Source organism: Williamsia sp. Y853, assembly GCF_056786495.1.
The window spans coordinates 1,997,052-2,024,033 of record NZ_JBXCJC010000001.1 but is presented as its reverse complement, the minus strand read 5'-3'; the positions used below and the strand labels follow the sequence as shown (position 1 = coordinate 2,024,033).

The window sequence follows — 26,982 nt, the reverse complement described above, 5'->3', positions numbered from 1 at the left end:
GGAGACATACAGTTCCCCGGCCACGCCCAGCGGCACCGGCTGCAACCGCGAATCCGCCACGAGCGCACGGACACCGGTGACCGGTCCGCCGATCGTGACCGGCATCTCCGGATCCATCGATGCGGTCGAGGTCGACCAGATGGTGGCCTCCGACGGTCCGTACAGGTTGAACATCGAGCGGCCCGGCGCCCAGCGCCGAACCAGCTCGGGCGGGCACACATCGCCTGCGACAGCGATCATCTCGACGCAATCGAGGCCGTCGGCCGGCACGGTGGCCAAGGCTGCGGGTGTCACAAAGGCATGTGTCACCCGGTTGTCGGCGAGCAGCCGCGCCAGGTCGGAGCCACCGAAGATCGTCGGCGGTGCGATCACCTGGGTCGAGGCAGATGTCACGGCCATCATGATCTCGAAGATCGACGCGTCAAAGCTCGGGGACGCGAAGTGCAGGACCCGCGATGACTTCGTGACGGTGAAACGTGGCGCCATCTCGGCGATCAGGTTGGCCAGTCCACGGTGTGTGGTGCCGACACCCTTGGGCCGACCGGTCGAACCGGACGTGAAGATCACATACGACAGGTCGTCCAGCGACACCGTGACAGGTGCGCCTGCAGATTCGCCGTCATCGGTCTCGGGACCTTCTGACAGCGGCAGCCACGTGGTGCGCTGCGGAAGCCGGTCGACGAGGTCGCCCGTGGTGAGTCCGATCCGCACGTCCGCGTCGGCGACCATGTTCTCGATGCGCTCGGCGGGATAATTCGGGTCGATCGGCAGCACCGCGCCGCCGGACTTCACGATCGCCCAGAAGGCGGTCATGGACTCGATGGAGCGGCCGATGGCGAGCGCCACCGGCGTACCCGGGGCGACACCGCGATCGCGGAGCCGGGCGGCATGGCGGCCGGCGCGGCGGTCGAGTTCACGGTAGGTCACCGAGGTGTCGCCACAGACGAGGGCAACACCGTCGGGGTGTGCGGCCACCGCATCGTCGAAGATCTCGATCATGGTGCGCGGCGGTACATCCGGAGCCCCGGTGACCGGCGAGAGCGCGGCCCGCTGCTCGGCCCCGAGCAGATCGATATCGCCAACCCGGATGTCGGCATCGGTGGCCACAGCCGCCACGATCGCACTGAAGCGCTGCGCCAGGGCCGCAATCGTCTCGGGATCGAACAACGCCGTGGCGTAGGTGAACTGTGCGGACAGGCCGGTGTTGCCGTCCTCGTCGACGGTATCGGAGAGCGTCAGCTGCAGGTCGAACTTGGTTGTCGGTGTGGATGATTCGAGTCCCGAGACGCGCATACCCGGAAGCTCCAGCACAGCCCGCTCGTTGTTCTGGAATGCCAGAGCGACCTGGAACAGCGGCGCGTAGGACGTCTCCCGCTCCGGCGCCAGGTGTTCGACCAGACGCTCGAATGGGATCTCGGTATGCGTGAACGCGGCGATATCGGTGCTGCGGGTCCGGGCCAGCAGATCACTGAACCGCTCACCCGCCTCGACGGGCGTCCGCAACACCAGGGTGTTGACGAACATGCCGACCAGATCATCGAGTTCGGCTTCACCGCGCCCGGCGATCGCCGTACCGACAACGATGTCGTCAGTGGTGCCGGAGCGGGCCAGCAGCACGGCCAACGCCGCATGGCAGACCATGAACATCGTCGCCTGGTGCCCCGCTGCCACTCGCTGCAGTCCGCCACGCACAGTCGCATCGAGTTCGAACTCGAAGGCGGCTCCGGCCGTCGATTGCACCGGCGGCCGGGGTCGATCCAGCGGCAGGTCGATGACATCGGGGATGCCGTCGAGTTGCTCTGTCCAGTACCCGATCTGACGTGCGGCGAGGGATTCGGGATCGGTTTCCTCGCCGAGTACCGCGCGCTGCCACAGGGCGTAGTCGGCATACTGCACCGGCAACGCCGACCAGCTGGGCTCGCTGCCTGCAGTTCTGGCGGTGTAGGCGACCATGATGTCGCGGGCCAGCGGGGCGACCGACGAGCCGTCGCCGCTGATGTGGTGGATCACCATCACCAGTACGTGTTCGGTCTCCTCGCGCCGCAGCAGTGCGATCCGCACCGGAATCGACTCGGTCACATCGAATCCGATGCCGATCAGGGCCCGCAGCCGAACGGGGAGATCGTTGTCGTCGGCGACATCGTGGAGCTCGAGGGCCAACGCCGACTCGGGCAGGTCGTCGACGTCGACGATCAGCTGCTGCGGTCCGTGGCCGTCGTCGGGGTACCGGGTCCGCAGGATCTCATGGCGGGACACCACGTCTGCGACAGCGGCGCGCAGCGCTGCCACATCGAGCTCACCCGACATCGCGATCGCGGCGGGGATGTTGTACGCCGGTGACGATGTGTCGAATTGGTTGATGAACCACATCCGGCTCTGGGCCGGAGACAGCGGAATCCGGTCCGGACGCGGCCCGGCCACCAGCGGTGGTCGGTCGCGGCCACCGTCGGCCCGCTCGGCCAATGCAGCCAACCCGGCGACAGTCGGTTCGACGAACAGGTCACGGACGGCGAGATTCGATCCCACTGCGGCGTTGATCTGGGCCACCACACGCGTGGCGGTCAGCGAGTTGCCACCGAGCACGAAGAAGCTGTCGTGGACTCCGACCTGTTCGACACCGACCAGGTCGGCGATGATCGATGCCACGATTTCTTCGACCGGCGTGCGCGGCGGCGCATAGCCCTCGGTGCTGGCGAACACCGGTTCCGGCAACGCTTTTCGATCGAGTTTGCCGTTGATGTTCAGTGGCAGCCCGTCGAGCGATACCACCAGCGCAGGCACCATGTAGGCGGGCAATTCCTCGGCGGCGGCCGCCAGGATCGCGCCGGTGTCCGGCGCTCCGGTGCCTTCGGTGACCAGGTACGCCACCAGCTGCTCCCCCACCTGGGGATCGCTGTGGACGGTCACGACGGCGGCCTCGACCTGCGGCGACTGCAGCAGGACACGCTCGATTTCGCCGAGTTCGATGCGGAATCCGCGGACCTTCACCTGGAAGTCGCTGCGCCCGACGTATTCGAGCGTGGGGGCATCGCCGGCGACCGTGACCCAGCGGGCCAGGTCACCGGTGCGGTACATCCGGGTTCCGTTGCCGCCGAACGGGTTGGCGACAAACCGTTCGGAGGACAGGTCACTGCGTCCCTGATACCCGCGGGCGAGTTGCGCGCCTGCGAGGTACAACTCACCGGTCACCCCGTCGGGCACCGGCTGCAGGCGGGTGTCGAGAACGTAGATCTGCGTATTCCACTCTGGACGGCCGATCGGAACCGCGGAACCGATCGTGGCAGGCACCGGTTGGTGCGTGACGCTGACAGCGGCCTCCGTCGGCCCGTACAGGTTGTGCAACTCCGGCGCGGTGGCCCCGGCGGTCAGCTGCCGGAACCGGTGCACCACATCGGGGGTCAATGCCTCACCGATGCAGAGCACGTGGCGCAGCGATGTCAGTTGCGCGGACCGGGCGTCCGACAGGAAAGCCCCGAGCAGTGAGGGTACGAAGGTCACAGCGGTCACGCCGGTGCGCTCGATGAGCCCGGCGAGGTAGACCGGATCCCGATGCCCCTGCGGCTCGGCGACCACCAGACGGGCGCCTGCGGCCGGTGCCCACCAGAACTCCCAGACCGACAGGTCGAAGGTGGCCTGGGTACGCAGTAGCACCGCGTCGTCGGTGCCGAGCCGGAACTGGGCGTTGATCCAGTTGAGCTGGTTGACGATTGCCGCATGCGATACGGCCACACCCTTGGGCCGTCCGGTCGAACCGGACGTGTAGATGACGTACGCGGTGTTCTCCGGACGCAGCGGCGCCAACCGCGCACTGTCATCGATCGCATCCGCCGAGACCGACGAGGTGTCGAGCGCGGTCAGATCCAGTACCTCGACGTCCTCCGGCAGACCGGATGGCCGCTCCCCCGCCACCAGCACCATCACCGGCTGCGCGCTGTCGATGATGAAGGAGATCCGGTCGAGGGGATGATCGGGATCGATGGGCAGGTATGCGCCACCGGCCATCGAGATCGCGTACATCCCGACCAGGAGGTCGAGTGAACGCGGGATGGCGAGTCCGACAACCGTTTCCGGACCGACACCGCGGTCGATCAGAATCCGGGCTGTGGCGTTGACCCGCGATCGGAGTTCGGCGTAGGTCACCGACAGACCGTGCTCGCCCTCGATCGCGACCAGATCGGCGTTCGACGCCCACGACTGCTGCAACAAGCCGGGCAGGGTTCCGGGAGAGAGCACCACCGAGGTGTTGTTGCGACCCCGCAGTACCTCGTGACGCTGCCGCTCGGTCAACATCGGCAGATCACCGACGGCGGTGGACGGCTCGGCGATGATCTCACCGACCAGCGTGACGAAACGGCTTGCGAAGGTGTCGACCGTCTGCGCGTCGAACAGATCGTCGGCATAGGTGAACACCGCGTCGAGGCCGACGGGCCTGCCCGCGTCGTCATAGTTGTCGGACAGGATCAGCTGCAGATCGAATTGCGCGACACCGTCCGGCAATTCGACCGGTTCGATGCTCAGACCGGGCAGTTCCAGACTGGACCGCTCCATGTTCTGGAACGACAGACCGACCTGGAAGATCGGGTGATGCGCGGTGGACCGGACCGGGTTGAGGACCTCCACCAAACGCTCAAAAGGTACGTCGGCGTGGGAGAACGCCTCTGCGTCCCGGCCGCGGACGGCGTCGAGCAACGTGGTGAAGCTCGCTCCGAGATCGATGTCGGTCCGCAACGCCAGCGTGTTGACGAACATGCCGATGACACCCTCGACCTCACTCTCACCACGACCACCGATCGGTGTGCCCACGGTGATGTCGGTGTTGCCGCTCAGACGGGCGAGCAGCAGCGCAAAAGCGCTGTGGAAGGCCATGAAGGTACTCGCGCCGCGCGTGCGTGCCAGGTCGGCCATACCGCGATGCAGATCCGCCGAGACGGTGAACGCGTGCTGTCGACCGCGCAGCGACTGCACCGGCGGCCGCGGCCGGTCGGTGGGTAGTTCCAGCTGATCGGGTACACCGTCGAGATTGCGTTTCCAGAACTCGATCTGCGTCGACAGCAGGCTGGTCGGGTCATTCTCGTCGCCGAGGAGTTCGCGCTGCCAGATCGAGTAGTCGGCGTACTGCACCGCCAACGGTGTCCAGCGTGGGCTCTGTCCCTGCGACCGCGCCGCGTACGCCATCGCGAGGTCACCGACAAACGGTGCCACCGATTGACCGTCGGCGGCCACGTGATGGATGACCATCGCCAGCACATGCCGGGTCGCGTCGACCCGCAACAGGCCGATCCGCACCGGCACCGCGATGGTCACGTCGAATCCACGCGAGACGAACTCGCGCATCGTCTCGTCGACCATCTCTTCGGCCGTCTCGAGGAGCTCGATCTCAGGTGTCGCCTGTTGCGGCGTGAGGATCACCTGATGAGGACCGGACGGTGAATCGGGGTAGATCGTCCGCAGCGACTCATGCCGGGCCGCCACGTCTGCGATGGCCTTCCGTAGTGCAGGCAGGTCGAGTTCGCCGACGAGGGTGAGCGCCGCCGGGATGTTGTAGGCGGTCGAGTCGGGATCGAATCGGTTGAGGAACCACATCCGGGTTTGCGCCAGCGACAACGGGATCCGAACCGGTCGCGGACGCGCCACCAGCGGTGGTCGCTGCGTGCGCACGCCGACCTCGGACTGCAGTCGCTGCGCGAGTTCGGCGACGGTGGGCGCCGCGAACAGCTCACGGACTCCGATCTTGCCGCCGAGGGCGGCTCCGGCGCGCCCGACCACCTTGGTGGCGCTGAGCGAGTTGCCTCCGAGATCGAAGAAACTCTCGTCGATGCTGACCTCGGTGACACCGAGCACCTCGGCGAAGACCTCGGCCAGGGTGGCCTCGATCTGATTGCGTGGCGCGATGTACGTCCGCTCGCCCACGCTGAAGACCGGCTCCGGCAGGGCCCGACGATCCAGCTTACCGATCGGCGTGAGCGGGATCGCGTCCAGCAACATGACAACCGTCGGCACCATGTGCTGCGGAAGTTGCTCTCCGACACTGCGCTTGAGTGCTTCGATGTCGAGGTCCCGCTTGCCCTTGGCCAGGACATAAGAGACCAGGACGTTGTCGCCCTGCGGACCGGCAGTACCGATCGTGACCGCGAAGTCGATGTCGGGATGGCCGTCGAGGACCCGGTCGATTTCGCCGAGTTCCACCCGGAAGCCACGGATCTTGACCTGGAAGTCGCTGCGGCCCACGTATTCCAGCGAGTTCGGGGCCACGTCGGGATCGGTGCTGTACCGGACGAGGTCGCCCGTGCGGTACAACCGCGCCCCGGGTTCGCCGTAGGGGTCGGCCACGAACCGCTGCGCGGTGATCTGCGGGCGATCGTGGTAGCCCCGGGCCACACCCGGACCTGACAGGTAGAGCTCACCGACCACGCCGCGCGGGACCACCCGCAGACGCGAGTCGAGGACGCGGGTGGTGACACCACGCAGCGGGGCGCCGATGGTCACGCGGTCGCCGGCGGCCAGGGCCGGCGTGATGGTGACGATGACCGTCGCCTCGGTGGGTCCGTATGCATTTCGGAGCGCGTCCGGCCACCGCTCGGTCAGTTCGGGAGGACAGATGTCGCCGCCGACAACCACAGACTGCACCGAGTCCAGGCCGGCCGGATCGACGGTCATCAAGGCGGTCGGGGTCATCACCACATGCGTGATCTGCTGCGCTGCGACCAGCTCGGACAGCGCGGTGCCACCGAAGACGTCCTGCGGGGCGACGATGACCGCGGCACCGGCGGTGAACGCGGCCAGCAGTTCACCCACCGAGGTGTCGAAACTGGGTGAGGCGACATGCAGGAACCGGGAATCCGCGGCGACGTCGTAGTGCTCCCGGACGTCGGCGGACAGGTTTGCCAGCCCGCGGTGGGTGACCACCACGGCCTTCGGCTTGCCGGTCGATCCGGAGGTGTAGATCAGGTACGCGGCGTGATCGACACGCAGCGCCGTCGTGCGGTCGGCGTCGGTGATGACGGCGTCGGACTCGTCATCGGCCGACAGCGCATCGAGGTCATGCCACTCGAGCCCTGCGGGCAGGTCGCCGGCGTCGTCGGTAACCGTGAGCCCGAACAGGGCACCCGAATCCTCGAGCATCTCCACTATCCGCTCTCGCGGGTAGTCGACATTGATCGGCAGGTAGGCCGCACCGGTCTTGGCTATCGCCCAAGTGCCGACAACGGATGCCAGCGATCTGCGAATACCGAGCGCCACCACGGTTTCCGGTCCGGCACCGGCGGCGATCAGCCGGCGCGCGACACGGTTGGTGAGGTGATCGAGTTCGGTGTAGGTCAGAGTGCGACCGCGGTAGGACACCGCGACACCCGACGGATTGAGGGCCGCGCCGCGACCAAGAAGTGCGGGCAACGTCTCCGGCTCGATGGCGGCTGGACCGCAGATCGACACCAGATCGGCGGACTCGGTGCCCGAAAGCATGTCGATGTCGCTGACCACCACGTTGGGATCGGTGGCCACCGCGCTCAGGATCCGCACCAGGCGGTCGGCGAATGCGCTGATCGACGAGGCATCGAACAGATCGCTGGCATAGGTCAGCAGGCCGCGCATCGCTGCGCCCGGTTCGTCGTTGTCACCGATCGACAACTGCAGATCGAACTTCGCGACGTCGAAGTCGGCACGTACCGGTGACACCCGCAATCCGGGGAGTGTCAGTTCGGGGACCTCGTTGTTGTCGAACGACAGCGCCACCTGGAACAGCGGATGGTGCGCGGTCGAACGGTGGACATCGAGCACCTCCACAAGACGCTCAAAAGGTATGTCGCCGTGCGCCATCGCGTCGATGTCGGCCGTCCGGACAGCCGCGAGGAGATCGGCAAACGTCTGCGCGGGGTCGACCTCGGTCCGCAGCACCACGGTGTTGACGAACATGCCCACCAGTGGATCGAGCGCCTGCTCACCGCGGCCGGCGATCGGGGTACCGACAGCGATGTCGGTGACGCCGCTGAGACGTTCCATGAACACGGCCAGTGCGGCGTGGATCAGCATGAACATGCTGACGCCGTGCGTGCGGGCGATTTGTTGCAGTGCTTCGCGGGTCTGCGCAGGCACCTCGAACTCGTGGCCCCCACCGCGCAGCGATTGCGTCGCCGGACGCTGATGATCGGTCGGCAGATCCACCGATTCCGGCAGCCCCGACAGGGTCGTGCGCCAGAAGCCGATCTGCTGCGCGGCAAGCGATTCGGGATCCTTCTCGTCGCCGAGAACCTCGCGCTGCCACAGGGAGTAGTCGGCGTATTGCACGGCCAACGGTTCGAAGTCGGGAGCCGCACCGGACCGCCGCGCCTCGTATGCGCGCAGCAGATCGGCGAACAGCGGGGCCATGGAGGCGCCGTCGGCGGCGATGTGGTGGACGACCATCATCAGCAGGTGCTCGGTATCGGCCAGACGCATCAGCACGATGCGGATCGGCAGTTCGACGGTCACGTCGAATCCGGCGACCGCGTGCCTGCGAAGCTCCTCCGTTACAGCGCCCTGGTCGGAGCGCACCTCGATCTCACGGTAGATGTCGGTGACCGAGGCATCGACCGGATGGATGACCTGATGGGGACCATCGGGCGAATCCGGGAACGTGGTGCGCAGCGACTCGTGGCGCTGCGCCACATCGCCGATGGCGGCGCGTAGGGCGGCGACATCGAGTTCACCGGACAACCGCAGCGGCAGCGGCAGGTTGTATGCCGGTGAGCTGGTGTCGAACTGGTTGATGAACCACATCCGGGACTGGGCCAGCGAGAGCGGGATCTGGTCCGGTCGTTCGCGCGGCCCCAGTGGCGGGCGGGTGGAGACCGCGCCCGTACGTGAAGCTGCCAGCTCCGCCAATTCCGCAACCGTCGGATGGTCGAAGATGTCGCGGACGCTGATCTCGATACCGAGTGCTGTTGCCACCCGCGCCGCCACCCGGGTGGCCCCCAGTGATGTGCCACCGATGTCGAAGAACGAGTCCGTGGCGCCCACCTGTGCGGCCCTGGCGACGTCGGCGAAGACTGCGGCCACGGCGCGTTCGCCTGCTGTCCGCGGTTCGACGTGCTGGGTGTCGTCGCCACCCGACTCCGGTCGGGGTAGCGCAGCGCGGTCCAGTTTGCCGTTGACCGTGAGCGGGAGCTCATCGAGGATCATGACCACATCCGGGACCATGTAACTGGTCAGGAACTCTGCCACCGCAGCGCGAACCCCGGTGGTGCTCAACGCGGCTCCGAACTCGGGGACCACGTAGGCGATCAGACGTTCACCGGTGGACAGGCCCTGCCCGTTTGCGCCCTCGACGATCGCGACTGCCGAGGCCACGCCGTCGGTCCTCAGCAGCGCTGCCTCCACCTCACCGAGCTCGACCCGGTAACCGCGAAGCTGAACCTGGGAGTCGCTACGCCCCAGGTATTCCAGTTGATCGTGGGTATTCCAGCGCGCGATATCGCCGGACCGGTAGAGCCGCTCACCGGGAGCGCCGAACGGGTTGGCGACAAAACGATGGGCGGTCAGATCCTGCCGATCCAGATAACCCCGGCCGAGCTGGACGCCCGAGACGTACAGATCACCGGCGACGCCCGTGGTCACCGGGTGCAGGCGGCCGTCGAGAATGTGGACCCGCAGACCGCTGATGGGCTCACCGACCACCGACGACGTTGCCTGCGCGGCGAACTCGCGATCGAGACGCATCTTCGTGACATGCACGGTGGTCTCGGTGATCCCGTACATGTTCACCAGCACCGGAGCGGTGTCGGCGTGCCGGGCGTACCACCGGTCCAGCTGTCCGAGATCGAGTGCTTCGCCACCGAAGATCACGTACCGCAACGCCAGATCGCCCGATTCGGCCACCCGATCGGCCTCGGCGAACTGATAGAACGCCGACGGTGTCTGGTTGAGGACCGTGACCTGTTCCCGGACAAGGAGCTCGCGGAACTCGTGCGGCGATCGAGACGTCGCGAAGTCGACCATGACAAGCGCGCCGCCGTACAGCAGCGGGCCCCACAGTTCCCAGACCGAGAAATCGAAGGCGTACGAGTGGAACATCGTCCACACGTCAGTTTCGTCGAAACCGAAGTCACGCTGTGTGTTCCGGAACAGGGCCACCACTGTTTCGTGCGTGATCACCACGCCCTTGGGACGTCCGGTCGAACCCGATGTGTAGATCACGTACGCGGTGTTCGCGGGTACGAGCGGCCCGGCGAGCTCGGCCTCGGCCACCGGGGATCCGTCGAGGGTCGCGAGTTCGTCGGCAACAGCGGGCGCGTCGAGCACCACGGTCGTCGGCAACTCCGACGGCAACGCCGCCCGGTGCTTCTCGGTCATCAGCACCAGGACGGGCGCCGCATCATCGAAGACGAACTGCACACGCTCAGCCGGGTGGCTGACGTCGATGGGCAGGTAGCCGCCACCGGCCTTCAACACCGCCAGCAACGCCACCACCAGATCAGCGGTTCGATCGAGTGCGATCGCCACCAGATTCTCGGGTCCGACACCGCGGGCGATCAGCAGTCGGGCAAGTTTGTTGACGCGCTCATCGAGTTCGGCGTACGTCAAGACCGCGTCACCGTCGATGAGAGCGCGATTGCCGGGCGTGCGCACGACCTGTTCGTCGAACAGCCGCACCAGGGTGGCGCCACGTGCCGACCCCTCCCCCGATTCCATGATGACCGAGGCGAGCATGCCCGTGAACTGTTCGGCAAAGCCAACGGCGGAGTCGCCTTCGAGAAGTCCGGGAAGCAACGTCGACAACGCGACCGTGATGGCGGCCTCGGCACCGACACCGACCGCCGCCAGTGTCACCACGAGTTCGGTCGACTTGGCATGCAGGGCGCCATAGGTCACATCGGTGCCATTGTGCGAGAGCGCGATTCCATCGGGATTGATCCGCGCCGCGGTTTCCAGCAGTTCTGAGAGCGACTTGCCCTTGAGCTCGGCAAGTGCCGATCCGAAGCCCTCTGCCTCTGCACCACCGGTCGATCGATCGTGCGATCGGCGTTCGGCCGAGGTGAGGATGTCGATGTCTCCGACGACGACGGCCGGATCGGCCGCGATCGCGGTCAGCACCGACAAGAATCGCTGCGCCATCGACTCGACGGTCGACTCATCGAAGATGTCCACCGCGTAGTCGAGTACCGCATCGATGCCACGGCCACGGCCGTCGGTACCGAAGGACTCCGAGACGGACAGTCCCAGATCGGATTTCACGTACCGCAACGGCGACTCGAGTTCACTGACCTGCAGACCCGGCAGCGTGACGGTGGGGATGTCGATGTTCTGCATCGTGAGCATGGCCTGCACCAGCGGCGCGTACTTACGCGAGCGCACCGGCGCGAGTGCTTCGACAACCTGCTCGAAGGGCAGGTCGGCGTTGTTGAACGCGGCCAGGTCCGACGCCTTCGTCTCGGCGAGCATCGAGGTGAAGGACGCCGAGAAATCCACCCGGCTACGCATCACCAGGGTGTTGACGAACATGCCGACCAGTCCTTCGACGGCCGAGGCATTGCGTCCGGCGGTCGGGGTGCCGACGGCAACATCGGCAGAACCGCTCAGCCGCGACAACAAGATCGCGTAGGCGGCGTGGACCACCATGAACAGCGTGCTCTCGTTGTCCTTGGCGATGGTGTACAACTGCTGCTGCAGCTCGGCTCCGATCGTGAACCGAACCTCACCGCCTGCCACCGACCGCTTGTCGGTACGCGGCCGATCGGTGGGGATGTCCAGCAGCTCGGGGAGCCCGGCAAGGTGTTGCCGCCAGAAGGAGATCTGCTGCGAGGCAACCGAATCCGAATCCTCTTCGGACCCCATCACAGAGCGCTGCCAGATCGCGTAATCGGCGTACTGCACCGACAGTGGTCGGAACACCGGTGAGCTGCCCGCGGCGCGCGCCGTATAGGCGGACATCAGATCGGTGGCCAGCGGCACCAGCGACGAACCATCCGCCGCGATGTGGTGGATCACCAGGAGCACCACGTGATCATCAGGTCCGACCTCGATCAACAACGCGCGCAACGGAGGCGCCGCGGTGACGTCGAATCCCTCGGTGGCCATCTCGAGGCACAGCGCCAGGAGTTCGTCCTCGGAGCCCACGGTCCCCGAGATCAGCGCCGGCGCAGCCTCATCGACGGTCAAGACCTTCTGGTAGGGCCCCTGGACCGAATCCGGATAGACCGTACGCAGGATCTGCTGCCGGTCGATGACGTCCAGCAGAGCAGCGGTCAACGCGCTCTCGTCGAGCCGTCCCCGCAGCCGCAGACCGAGAGGGATGTTGTAGTCCGCGGCATCAGGATTGAGCCGGTTCACGAACCACATCCGCTGCTGCGCGAGTGACAGGGGGATCCGGTCGGGCCGCGGCTGCGGCGTCAACGGCCGGATGGGCATGCCATCGAGGTCCGGGGAGGCACTGATCGCCTCGGCGAGATCTGCCACCACGGGTGCCTCGAACAGGATCCGAACGCCCAGACGCACACCGAGAACCTCGTTGATCCTCGCGATGGCCCGGGTGGCGGCAAGGGAATTGCCACCGAGATCGAAGAACGAGTCGTCGGCGCCCACTGCCTCGACCCCGAGGACGTCGGCATAGGCCGCGGCGATCGCATGTTCCATCGGTGTGGACGGTTCCCGGTGTTCGGTCGCCGCGGACGCGAACTCGGGTGCGGGCAGAGCCCTCTTGTCGAGTTTGCCCACCGGGGTCAGCGGCACGTCGTCGAGGAACACCATTGAACTGGGCACCATGAACTTGGGCAGGAATCCACCGGCATAGTCACCGAGATCGCGTGAGTCGATGGTGGCGCCGGGCTTCAGTTTCAGATATGCGGCGAGCGCGGTGTCACCGGCGGGGCCGTCGACACCGATGGTCACGGCGAAGTCCACTGCGGGATGACCGGCGAGCACGGCGTCGATCTCACCGAGTTCGATTCGGAAACCGCGCACCTTGACCTGCTGATCAGACCGGCCCATGTAGCCGACTTCGTAGCCGACGTGTCCGTCCGGACCTGTGACCGCAACCCACCGGACGACGTCACCGGTGCGATACATCCGCTCACCGTGGGCGCCATACGGATTGGCGACAAATCGGGTCGAGGTCAGATCCGGCCGGGCGCGGTAGGCGCGGGAGACACCGGGTCCGCTGATGTACAGCTCGCCCGGGACACCGACGGGCACCGGATGCAATCGGCTGTCGAGTACCAGCGCACTCACGCCGGCGATCGGAGCACCGATGGTGATCGGTTCACCGGCCGTCATCGGATCACTGATGTTGGTCATGATCGTGGTCTCGGTGGGGCCGTAACCGTTGTACAGGCGACGGCCGGGAGCCCAGCGCTGCACCAGATCTGACGGCACCGCCTCGCCGCCGGCCACCACATCGGAGAAGTGCGGAAGACCCTGCGGGTCGATCGACGCCAGGGCCGAAGGCGTGATGAACGCATGCGTGACCTGATGCTCGGCCAGCAGTGCGTGGAGCTCGGCACCGCCGTACACCCCGGGCGGCACGATGACCATGGTGGCGCCTGCACCAACGGCCAGCAGCAGTTCGAGGATCGACGCGTCAAAGCTCGGTGACGCAAAGTGCAGTGTGCGCGAGGAGCTCTCGGTCCGGTAACGGCGCCGCTGCTCGTCGCTGAAAGCTGCCAGACCGCGGTGGGTGACCTCCACGCCCTTCGGCTTCCCGGTGGTACCCGAGGTGTAGATGATGTACGCGCAGTTCGACACCCGCACACTGCCGCGGCGTTCGGCGGCGGTGATCGGATCACCTGCATGACGGTGCAACGCCGGATCGTCGATGTCGAGCCAGTCGATCGTCTCCGGCAGCCGCATGGCGTCGACGCGACGCGTCATACCGATCCGCGCCCCGGAATCGGCGAGCATGTGCGCCACCCGATCGGCCGGATAGTTCGGGTCGACAGGCACGAACGCCGCACCACTTCGAGCAACCGCCCACACCGCAAGCACCGATTCGATGCTGCGGGTGATGCCCAGTGCCACCACGTCTTCGGGTCCCAGACCGCGCGAGATCAATTCCCTGGCAAGGCGGTTCGATCGGTTGTCGAGCTCACGGTAGGTCATGGCCTGCTCGCCGCAGATCAGCGCGACACCATCCGGGTCAGCGGCGGCTGCGTGGTCGAGCAGATCGATCAGGGTTGCCGGATCCGGCGCGGGTACACCGCGCACGGGAGCCAGGTCGGTGCGTGCCTGCTCGTCGAGCAGGTCGATCTCACCGATGAGTACATCGTTGTCTGCGACCATGCCTTGCAGGATCCGCAGGAGCCGATCTGCCAAGGCCTGCGCCGTCGACGGATCGAAGATGTCGGTGGCGTAACCGAGGAAGCCGGCCAGCCCGGCTGCCGCTCCGCTCTCGCCCCACTGTTCGGTGAGTTCGAAAGACAGGTCGAACTTGCTGAATGCGGTGTCCACCGCACCCGGGGTCACCTCGAGTCCTTCGAGTTCGAACGTGGGCCGGGCGTTGTTGTTCAACCCGAACACCACCTGGATCAGCGGTGTATGTGCCGTTGATCGACTCACTGTCAGGGTGTCGACGATCTGCTCGAATGGAACGTCACTGTGGTCGAATGCGTCCAGGTCGCGGGCCCGGACGTCGGACAGGAAGTCGCCGACCGACCGGTCCAGGGGGACATCGGTCCGCAGGACCAGGGTGTTGACGAACATCCCGACCACCGGATCGAGTTCTGCGGCGCCGCGCCCACCGACGGGGGTCCCGAGGGCAACATCCCGATCAGCTCCGCTGCGGGCCAGCAGAATTGCCACGGCGGCATGCAGGACCATGAAGCTCGACAGCCCGCGGGCCCCGGCCAGAGCCACCACCTGCTGATGCAGATCAGCGGGCACGTAGAACAGATGACTGCCACCCACGTCACTGCGCACATTCGACCGCGGACGGTCGGTGGGCAGACCGATCACCTCGGGCATGCCTGCCAATTGTGTTCGCCAGAAGTCCAGTTGGGCCGCTGCCGCGCCACCGGGGTCATCGGCCGCGCCGAAGTTCTCCTGCTGCCAGATCGCGAAGTCGGTGTACTGCACCGCAAGTGGTGCCCAACCGGGCGCCCGGCCCTGGCTACGGGCCTCGTAGGCGGTCAGCAGGTCGGAGGCCATCGGACGCATCGACAATCCGTCCGAGGCGATGTGATGGACAACAATCACGAGCAGGTGCTGTTCGCGGGTGTCGCCGCTGCTGACACCATCGTCAGGTTCTATGCGCCACAGGGCCGAACGGAACGGCACCGTTGTCGTGACATCGAAACCGATGCGGGCGAATGTCTGGATGCGTTCCCACACCTGGTCCCGTGCGATCACATCGAGGCGGAAAGGCGGTAGGGCATCCATCACCGGAACCACCACCTGCTCGGGTCCGTCGGGGCCCTGTGGGTAGACAGTCCTCATCACGTGCTGACGATCGACCAGATCGACCAACGCCTCACTCAGCGCCTCGACGTCGAGTTCACCGGTGAGCAGGAGCGTCATCGGGATGTTGTAGGCACCGGACTCCGGGTCATACCGATTGATGAACCAAAGCCGCTGCTGTGCGAGTGAGAGCGGTATCCGCTCGGGCGCAAAGCCTTCGGGCTTCGAGAAGCGGGTGACCGCATGACCGGACCGGCCGGACCCATCGGTGCGGCGCAGCTCCACCAGAGCGGCGAGTTCAGCCGGGGTCACCGCGTCGAAGACATCGCGCAGCCCGACGGTTGTACCGAGGGCATCGGACAGCCGGTTGGCCAGCCGAGCGGCGCTCAGCGAGTTGCCGCCCTGCTCGAAGAACGATGCGGTGGCACTGACCCGATCGACGCCGACGGTGTCGGCGAACACCCCGGCGATGATCTCCTCGAGCGGTGTCCTGGGAGCCACGAAGGATTCCCCGGCGTCCTGCCCGAATTCGGGGGCGGGCAACGCCTTTCGGTCGACCTTGCCGTTCGGGTTGAGCGGCAGTGATTCCATGACCACGAGGGCTTCGGGAACCATGTAGTCCGGCAGCACCTTGGCCAGTTCGGCCCGGACCGATGCGACGTCGAGTCCCGGATCGGCGGACAGGTGGGCCGCCAGACGACGGTCCGAGGACTCGCCGTGCGCCGACACCACGGCCTGGCGGATACCGGCCAGGGCCGTCAGCGCGGATTCGATCTCACCGAGTTCGATCCGCAGACCACGGACCTTGACCTGGAAGTCGCTACGTCCGATGAACATCGCGTCGCCACCGGGAAGGCGTCGCACCAGGTCTCCGGTGCGGTACATCCGGGCGCCGGGAGCGCCTGCGGGATCGGCCACGAATCGGGCGGCGGTGGTGCCCGGCATCCGTCCGTAACCGCGGGCGAGCGCGACACCGCCGATGTAGAGCTCGCCCACCACACCGATGGGTACCGGACGCAGGCGCTGATCCAGGATCTTGTGGGTCACGTTGGGGATGGTGTGCCCCAGTGTGATCGGCCCGATGTCGCGGGTCTCGCCCTCGGCGTTGGCCGCGTGATCGGCCAGTGGCACCCACCGCGCCGCCGTGGTGGCCGCGGCCTCGGTGGGCCCGTACATGGAGAGCATCGCGGTGTCGGTCCCGAGCAGGGTGCGATAGGCGCGCGGCATCAAGGCCTCGCCACCGGTCGCGACCGTGTCGAGGGTGGTCAGTACGTTCCCCGCGTCGAGCTCGGTGAGCAGCTCAAGCGCGCTCGGCGCGACGTTCAGCAGGGAGATGTCCTCGGATCCGATGATGCCGAGGATCTCTTCGGGGTCAAAGCCTTCGGTTACCAGGCGGATCACACCGCCGACGCGCAACGCGGTCCAGATGTTCTTCTGGGTGAGGTCGAAACGCGGTGACGACGCGATGATGACGGTGTCGCCGTCGGAGAACCGGAGCTGATCGCGGTACCAGCCCCACATGTTCAGCAGCCCGCCTGCCGGCACCAGGGTCGGCTTCGGTCGTCCGGTCGACCCGGACGTGGTGATCACGTAGGCCAGCCGCAGATCGGCGCCGGGCTCGGCCCAGCGATCTGCGTGGCCGGAGGCGTCGAGCCCGCCGAGGGCGGCATCGGTTTCGGTGTCGCCGAGCTCGATCAGGGCCGCCCCGGCAGCGATGATCCCGGCACGGAGATCGTCGGTGAGGACATCGTGGCTCGCGACAACCACGCGCGTACCGGCGTCGGCGACGATCGACGACGCCCGCTCCGCCGGTGCAGCCGGATCCAGTGGAAGATACGCCGCGCCCGCCTTCCATGCGGCGAGCAGCCCGATCACCCAGTGCGCCGACCGTGCGGTGAGCAGTCCGACGACATCGTCGGGGCCGATACCTCGCGAGATGAGTTCGGTGGCAAGTTGATTGGCCGACCGGTCGAGCTGGCGGCGGGTCAGCGACGCTTCCGGGCTCCGGACCGCCGGGGCGTCCGGGTTCTCACGGACGCGCGCATCCCAGTCGGTGAGCGGGGTCGCGGCGGCTGCGACGGCAGCGGTGGTGGCCGGCGACACCGCAGGCGTACTGCGGTAGCCGGAGAGGTCACGGCCACCGAGCAGGCGGGCGGCATCGGCGATGACGTTGTCGAGAGCGACAGCAAAGCCGTCCGGGATGGCCACGATGGTGGGAACCAGGCTGGTGAGCACCACCGACGCGATGGCATCGGCGTCCATGCCCCGCTCGCCGAGCGGACCCGACAGCGCGCCGAAGCGGTCACTGAAGTCGCGGTAGGTGATCGCGGCGCCGTCGGCGTCGAGTGCCACCGCATCGGGATCGATGTCGACCGCGGCGGCGAGGAGCGCGGCGAGGTCCGCGGCGCTGTATGCCGGGGCGGGCACGGTCGCGGGCTCGGGGTCCTGCGCCACGAGCTCGTCCTCGAGGTGTTCGGCCGCGGTGAGGATGTCGATGTCCCCGACCACGGTGGTCGGGTCCGCGGCGACCGCGCGCGCCAGGATCGCGAAGCGTTCGGCGATGGCGGCCACCGTCTCGTGCTCGAAAACGTCTGTGGCGTAGGTGATCCGGCCGCGCAGATCATGACGGCCGTCGGCGCCGATGGTGTCGTCGATGGTGAACGTGAGGTCGAACTTGGCGCCCTGGATCATCCCGTCGACGACGCCCACGCGCAGTCCGGGCAGGTCGATCGAGGCGGTCTCGTTGTTCTCGAACGACAGCAGCACCTGGAACAGCGGCGAATGGGACTGTTGCCTGCGCGGCACCAGCGCCCCGACCACGGTCTCGAACGGGATGTCGTCGTTGGCGAAGGCGTCGAGATCAGCCACCCGTACCCGGGCGAGCACATCGTCGAAACGATCGGCGGGATCGATTGCAGACCGCAGCACAACGGTGTTGACGAACATGCCGACCAGATCGTCGAGAGCGACGTGGTCGCGTCCACCGACCGGCGTGCCGACGGTGATGTCCGATGAACCCGACAGCCGCGCAAGCAGAGTCGCGACGATCGCGTGAACCACCATGAACACCGATGCCTGCCGGCGCTGCGCGTAGGCGTCAAGCGCGGCCACCACATCGCCGGAGATCACCAACGGCACCGAGGCGCCCTGCATCGTCCGCCTGGCCGGGCGCGGGCGGTCCAGTGGCAGATCGACGACCTCGGGCACACCCGACAATGTGGTGCGCCAGAAGTCGAGCTGGCGGGCGGCGATGGACGCGGGATCATCCGGCGAACCGAGCACCTGCCGCTGCCAGTGCGCGTAATCGGTGTACTGCACCGGAAGCGGCGCCCAGGTGAGCTGCGGATCGGTACCGGTGGTCCGGGCTGCGTAGGCGGTCACCAGATCACGGGCCAGCGGAGCCATCGAGGCGCCGTCGGCGACGATGTGGTGGACGACCACGATCAGCAGGTGTTCGCCGCCGGCACGCAGCAACCGGGACCGAACCGGGGCCGCTTCGGTGACATCGAAACCGCGGGCGGCGAAATCTGCTGCAGCGGAGAGCATCTGACCCTCGTCGGCGACGTCCACCGGGTCGAGATCGACCTGGACATCGTCCGCCGACAGCACCCGCTGGTACGGGCCGTGGGCGGTGTCCGGGAACACCGAGCGCAGCGTGTGCTGGCGCTCGAGTACGTCTGCGATTGCGGCCGTCAGGGCCTCGACATCGAGTGCGCCGGACAGCCGCAAAGGCAGCACGATGTTGTAGGCCGGGGACTGCGGATCGAGACGATTGAGCAACCACATGGCCTGCTGGGCGAGCGACAACGGTGGCCGCTCCCCCGCCCCGCCTGCCACGAGTTCGGGCAGGTCGGCTTCGATCGGCGTGGTGTCGAGGCACCTGGCCAGCGTTTCCACTGTCGGGTTCTCGAAGATCTCGCGCACCGCCACGCGGCGACCGACGAGCGCGCTGATGCGGGCCGCCGCCTTGGTGGCCACCAGCGAGTTGCCGCCGAGATCGAAGAACGAGTCACTCACGCCGATCGATGACAGTCCGAGGACCTCCGCCAGCACCGCGGCCAGCATCCGCTCGGTCTCCGTCGACGGCGCCGCACCGGCCGAGGCCAGCGCAGCCAGGTCCGGTTCGGGCAGCGCGGATCGGTCGAGTTTGCCTGCCTGGGTCAGCGGGATCTCGGCCAGGAACACGATGGTGGCGGGCACCATGTGCGAGGGCAGCCGCTCGCCGACAAAATCCCGAACAGCCTTGGTGTCCAACGGCTTCGAAGCCAGCACATGCGCCACCAAGGTGGTGACGCCCGAGGGCATCCGGGCGCCGGAGGTGACCGCGAAGTCGATGTCGGGGTGCGCGGCCAATGCGGCGTCGACCTCCCCGAGTTCGATGCGGAAGCCGCGAACCTTGACCTGGAAGTCGCTGCGTCCGACGTACTTCACCTCGAGGCCACCGGATTCGGTGCGGACCCACCGCACCACGTCACCGGTTCGGTACATGCGGGCACCGGGTGCGCCATGCGGATCGGCGATGAAGCGTTCGGCGGTCAGCGCGGCGCGGTTGTGATAGCCGCGGGCCACCGCCGGGCCGCTCAGGAACAACTCACCGTCGACGCCCACCGGGACCGGCTGCAGACGGCGGTCGAGGATCAGCGACGTCAGCCCACGCACCGGTGAGCCGATCGTGATCTCACCGGCAGGGTCCATCGGTCCCGCGATGCTCGCGACAATCGTTGTCTCGGTGGGTCCGTAGGCGTTGAACATGCGTCGGCCCGGGGCCCAACGCGCGACCAGCTCGGGCGGACAGGACTCACCGCCGACGACAACGGATTCGAGGCAGTCCAGGCCCGCGGGATCGACCGAGGCCAGCGCGGCAGGTGTGATGAAGGCGTGGGTGACGCCGTATTCGGCGAGGAAGTCGTGTAGTTCGTCGCCGCCGTAGATCTCCGTCGGCGCGATCACCATCACCGATCCGTGGGCCAGCGCCAGCAACAACTCAAGCACGGACGCATCGAAGCTCGGTGAAGCGAAGTGCAGGGTGCGTGAATTCTGGGTCAGCACAAAGCGATCCGACTGCTCACCCATCATGCTCGCCAGGCCGCCGTGGGTGACGACCACGCCCTTGGGGACCCCGGTGGTGCCGGAGGTGTAGATCATGTAGGCCGGGTTGGTGATCCGGATCGGGGTGGTCCGGTCGGCATCGGTGACCGGTGCGTCCGATTCCCGCGAGATCGCGGCGGCGGTCTCCTGCGAATCGAGTTCGAGCCAGTCGATCGTCTCCGGTCGCGCCGATCGCCAGGTCGACGTCGAAAGCCCGTAAGCCGCACCCGAATCGGCGAGCATGTGTTCGATGCGCTCGGCCGGGTACTGCATGTCGACGGGCAGATAGCCGGCGCCGGTCTTCGCCACCGCCCACAGCCCCACCAGGAAGTCGATCGAGCGGCCCATCCCCAGCGCCACGATCTGATCGGGTCCGATCCCACGGGAGATCATGATCCGCGCCAGTGCATTCGACCGTGCGTCGAGTTCGCGGTAGGTGATCGAGCCGGTCGGCGACACGGCGGCGTCGCGATCGCCGCCCGTGGCGGCCGCAGCGGCGAGCAGTTCGGGGAGCGTGTCGAAGGCGGTCTCGCCGGACCCCTGCCTGCCGAGCAGTTCGGTCCGCTCCGGCGCAGACAGGACCTCGACCTGACCCACCGGAACCGAGGAATCCGTGGAGATCTCACCCAGTACCCGCAGGAACATCTGCAGGATCTGCTCGGCCTGATCCCGGTCGACGGTCGCCGGCAGGTATTTCGCCGAGAGTCGCAGTCCCGGTTCGGTTGTCGCGATCAGCGTCAAGGGGTAATGGGTGGCGTCGAGGATGTCGGCGTCGGCGACGGCCATCCCGTCGATCGCGGCGGCGGCGGCGAGCGCGCTGCGATCGAATGGGTACGACTCGTACACCATCATGGTGTCGAACAGCGCGTCGGCGTCGGTGGTCGCGGTGATCGCTGCGAGGCCGATGGTGTGGTGGTCGAGCAGTTCGGTCTGCTCGTTGGCGACCCGGGTGATCAGCCCGTCGAGATCTGAGTTGTTGTCCAGACGCACCCGCACCGGCAGCGTGTTGATGAACAGCCCGAGCATCGACTCGATGCCCGAGACCTGCGGCGGCCGGCCCGACACCGTGGTCCCGAAGATCACGTCGTCGCGACCGGTCAACCGCGCCAACACGACTCCCCAGGCCGTTTGCAGAACGGTGTTGAGGGTGGTGCCGGCGCTCCGAACGTATTCGGTCAACCGGCGCGAGACGTCGTCGGCGACATCGACGTCGACCACATGCGGCACCTGACCGGCACTGTGCGCGGAGGCCGCCGGAAAGAGCGTGGTCGGTTCGGTCACGCCGGCCAGGGCCGCGGTCCATGCGGACAGCGCCGCGTCGGTCGACTGCGACCGCAGCCAGGTCAGATAGTTCCGGTAGGGAGCTGCGGGGCGCAGCGCCTTCGCATCGCCGCCTGCACGGTAGATCTCGAGCAGGTCGCCCATGAAGATCGGCATGGACCAGCCGTCGAGCAGGATGTGGTGATTGGTCACCACGAAGCGGTACGACGTGGCGCCGCGCCTGATCATCGTGAACCGGATGAGCGGCGCAGCGTCCATCTCGAACGGGGCGATCCGTTCCTGATGTGTCAGCTCCGAGACACGTGTCTCGCGATCGCTCTCGTCGACCTCGGTCAGGTCGTGCTCGCTCCAGGGTGCCTCCACGCGTGACGGGACCACAGCCAGAGCCGTGCCCTCGCTGTCGGTGACAAATGCGCTGCGCAGGTTGGGATGTCGGTCGATCAACGCCTGGGCGCTGCGCCTCATCCGGTCGGGATCGACACCGGTCAGATCGAGCACCATCTGAGCGGCGTAGACATCCATCCCGTCGGCGGCGAGCTCGGCATGGAACAGCAGCCCCTCCTGCAGGGGTGTCAGCGGCCACACGTCGACGATGTCGTCGAATCGCTGCTCGAGCTCGTCGACCTGCGGCTGCCGCAGGTCCACCAGCGCCAGATCGGATGGGGTCAGACCACCCGCCCCTGGCGACGCCGCGTGCAGCGCAATCGATTCCAGCGCCTGGGTCCACAGTTCTGTGAAGCGGTCCACCGAGGCGTCATCGAGCAGCGCGGCGGGATATTCGATCGTGGCCGAGAACTGCGGGCCTGCCGCCGATTCGGTCACCATCGCGTTGATGTCCAGTGCGGTCCGAACAGGCACCGCGGTGCCGCGGGTCCCCCGCAGGGCACTCTCGCCGTCCGGGATCCAGGGACCTGACATCCCGGTACCGGACAGCCGGCCCAGGTAGTTGAAACCGATCGCGGGTTCGGCGAACTGCGACAGTTCGGCGGCACCGGCCTCGTTCAGATACCGCAGCAGGCCAAAGCCGACACCGCGCCGGGGTACCGCGGCGAGCTGTTCCTTGATCGACTTGACCAGATCACCCGCGGCGGCGCCACCGGCCATCGCATCGTCGACATCGATGCCGGTGGTGCGCAGGAGTACCGGATAGGCGGTGGTGAACCAGCCGGCAGTCCGGGAGAGGTCGGATCCGGCGAGCAGTTCTTCCTCGCGGCCATGCGCTTCGAGTGCCACGACGATTGACCGTCCGAGCGCTTGCGTGCCGTGCGTCTCCGTCTCGGCGTCGCCGCGTTCACCCAGCCAGGTGCTCGCGGCCAGCGACAGCGCCGCGAGCAGCCCGTCGTTCACACCACCGTGGAAGGCCTGCGGCACCCGCGTCAGCAGGGCGTCGGTGAGCGCGGGCGAGATCGTGAACTCCCGGCGCCGCAGGGTCCCGACCAGATCGCGGGCGGGATCGACCCGCAGGCTCTGATCGTCGATCGCAGAGAGCACCGAACGCCAGTGGCCGAGTTCGCTGGTGAGCTCGGGCTGCGCGGCCAGTTCGGTCAGATTGTGAGCCCAGCGGCGCATCGAGGTGCCGGTCGGCGCGAGCACCACCTCATCACCTGCGGCGGCCGCCGACCAGGCGATGGCCAGGTCCGGCAACAGGATTCGCCAGGTGACCCCGTCGACCGCGAGATGATGGAGCACGATCAGCAGACGCCGACCGAGCTCGGGAGCCCAGTCGCCGGTCACCACCGTCACCGACATGATCGACCCTGTGGCCGGATCGAGCGCTTCGGTGGCATCGAGCGCAGCGGCGGCAACGGCGTCGTCGAACCCCGCCGTCCCGGGCGCCGGGTTCACCGTGATCTCCGATACCGCAACAGCTCTGGCGTCGGAGGTGGGATCGATGACGTGGTGCAGGCGTCCCGCATCGTCACCGAACAGGCGCGATCGCAAGATGTCGTGGTGGGCCACCACGGCGGCAAGCGTGCGGTTCAGAGTGTCGACAGAGAAGGGCTCGGGGGCAGGTACCACCACCGACTGGGAGAACGCTCGTGCATTCTCGGGCTCGGCGGTCATCCACCGCATGATCGGCGTCAGCGCCACCTCGCCCACTGCCCCACCGGGCAGTTCGTGGACCACGGCTGCCGACCCCTCGTCCCTGGCGACCGATGCCAGCGCGCCGATGGTGTTGTGCTCGAACACCTCTCGCGACGAAAAGTGCAGACCGATCGCTCGGGCGCGGGAGACGAGCTGGATGGACATGATGCTGTCGCCACCGAGACCGAAGAACGAATCGTCGAGTCCGACCTCCGGATGTCCGAGCAGGTCGCCGACGAGTCCGGCGATGGCCTTTTCGGCGTCCGTGGTCGGAGCGCGGAATGCGGTGGTGCGTACCGTGAAGTCGGGTGCAGGCAACGCCTTACGATCGATCTTGCCGCTGGGCCCCAGTGGCATCTGCGGTAGTTCGACGAACGCATCGGGCAGCATGTAGTCGGGAACCAAGGCCGCGACGGTGTTGGTCAGGGCGGCGGTGTCGATCGACGATTGCCCGGCGGCACCGACCACGTAGACCACCAGGCGCTGACCGTGTTCGCTCTCGTGGACCGTCACCACTGCCTCGCGAACAGTGGCGTCCGACAGCACCGCGGATTCGATCTCCCCGAGTTCGATGCGAAGTCCGCGGACCTTGACCTGGAAGTCGCTGCGTCCCTGGTACTCCAGTGCTCCGTCTGCCGACCAGCGAACCAGATCACCGGTGCGGTACATACGTGTTCCGGCAGGTCCGAAGACGGCAGGCACGTATCGTTCCGCGGTCAGATCGGCGCGGCCGAGGTAGCCGCGGGTGAGCTGCTCACCCGACAGGTAGAGCTCGCCGACGGCGCCGACCACACACGGCCGCAGTTGCCGGTCGAGGACCCAGACCTGGCAGTTCCACACCGGACGGCCGATCGGGACACCGCGATCGATGTCCGGGCCGACCGACGCGGATGTGGCATGAACGGTGAATTCGGTCGGGCCATAAAGGTTTTCGATCCGGACGGCGGGTAGCTCGCGACTCGCCCGATGGGCCAGCCGCTCGCCGAAGGCCTCACCGGCCACCAGCAGCAGACGCAGGGCGGCGGGGTCGATGGGTCCGTTCTCGCCCAGGAAGAGCTGCAGCATCGAGGGTACAAACGAGGTCGCGGTTACCCGCTCCGACGTGATCACGTCGAGCAGGTACTGCGGATCCAGGTGCCCGTCGGGCCGGGCGATGACCACCCGTGCGCCCACGGTCGGTGCGAACAGCTCCCACACCGAGACGTCGAACGTCGTCGGCGTCTTCTGCAGGACAACGTCGTCGGGCCCGATTCCGTAGTGCCCGGCCAGCCATGCCATCTGGTTGACCACGGCGCGATGCGGAACCGCAACGCCCTTGGGTTTGCCCGTCGAGCCGGAGGTGAACAGGACGTAGGCCAGGGAGTCCGGGCGCAACCGGCGCTCTCCGTCGGTCAGCGGCGCATCCGGGTAACCGGCGAGATCGATCTGCTCGAGTTCGACGGCCTCGACGCCGGTGTCCGCGACCACGGCGCGATCGGCGCCGGCGACGACAACACAGATCGGCGCAGCGGTCTGCAGGACGTCGATCGTCCGGCTTCGCGGATGGTCCGGATCGATGGGTACGTAGGCACCACCGGCCTTGAGGACCGCGTACAGGGTTGCCACGAGCTCGAGGCCGCGGCGCAGGGCCACCCCTACGCGGACGTCGGGTCCCACGCCTGCGGCGATGAGATGTCGTGCGAGCTGGTTGGTCCAGGCGTCGAACTCGGCGAAGGTCACCCGGCGGGACCCGTCGACGAAGGCCGTCGCATCCGGGGTCCGCTCTACCTGGCGGCGCCACATCGCGATCAGGTCAGTGGCATCGACCTCGTGCTCGGTGTCATTCGGTTCCACCGTCGTCGCCGCGATCTCGGCCGATGAGCCCAGGGTGAGCGATCCGACCGGCGTTCCAGGGGCGGCCTGCAGCAGCCGGCCGAGGAAGTGGGTGAAGCGTTCGTGGTGCCGGGTGAGGTCGGCGTCGGAGTAGGACTGCGGGTTCGCCTCGAAGTCAACCCGCAGGTTCGAGCCCGACACACCCGGATACAGGTTCATCGAGAGGTCCTCGACAGGACCGGTGGTGAGGACGTGCAGATGTCCGACGACATCGCCGAGTTCCAGGATGGGATGGAACATCATCAGGTTTATGGACGGGCCGAACAGACCACGCCTGCCGGTGCCCTGCCCGATGTCGCGGCGGATGTCCTCGTGCCGATAGAGCTGCCGCCGCAGCGCGCCCGTCAGTTCGGTCTGCACATCTGTGATGAGCTCGTCGATTGTCGTGGCCGACGCCACCGTCAGGCGCAGCGGGACGATGTTGGAGACCATGCCGCCCGCACGGCGGAGTTTGGCGGTGTTGCGCCCCGAGACGGGCAGGCTCAACACGACGTCTTCGCTGTCGGTCATCCGGGCCAGGTAGGCGGCAAAGGCGGCGATCACCGTCGGCGCGGTGCTGCCTCCGGACTTCTCGGCCGCCTCGTCGAGCATTGCGGCGATGTCGTCGGGAAGGGTGCCCGAGGCGAGTTGTGAATAGGCGCCGGGGGCAGCACGGTGCGCAGACAGGGACAGCGGGCCGGGCAGGTCGGCCGTGCGCTCTGACCAATAGTCGCGATCCTTGACGAAGCGATCAGAGTCCCGGTACTTGCGTTCGTCCGCGATGATGTCGGGCAGTGCGGCGCCCTTGGACGGCGCCGGCTCACGTCCGGCCACCAGTGCCGAGTACACCTCGGCGATCCGGGTGACCGTGGCCATCGAACCGAATCCGTCGAGGGCGATGTGGTGAGTGCGGACGTACCAGAAGTGATGGTCCTCGCCGAGGCGCAGCAGCGCACTGACCGTGAGTCGATCGGCCAGCACGTCGACGGGGCGCCGGTACTCCTCGCGCATCCACCGTTGTGCGGCGGCGTGCGGATCGGGCTCCCCGGACAGGTCGACGAACTCGATGCTGTCGTCGATCGACTTGTCGACGAACTGGAGCGGTAGTCCGTCGGTCTCGACCAGGCTCAGATAAGCCGAGCCCATCTCCCGGCCGGCAACCTGGGAGGCCCTGCTCAGCAGATCTGGATCGATGCGCCCGACCAATTCGACGTACTGGGCGATATTGATCGGAATCGTACCCAGGGATTGCTGGGCGAAATAGATTCCGCGCTGCGCGGCCGAAAGCTCAAATATTGCGCCACCGGGTATATTCAC

Annotated in this window: 1 protein-coding gene (cut by a window edge); it reads right to left on the bottom strand. The window is 67.1% G+C overall.

The features are described from left to right. Positions 1 to 26,982 carry the 5' portion of a non-ribosomal peptide synthase/polyketide synthase gene (locus AC1TPF_RS09145; RefSeq protein ID WP_482143589.1) on the bottom strand. Its footprint begins 6,906 nt before the window's first position, so 26,982 of the gene's 33,888 nt are visible here — the first part of the coding sequence; the start codon lies at positions 26,980 to 26,982; the stop codon falls past the left edge of the window.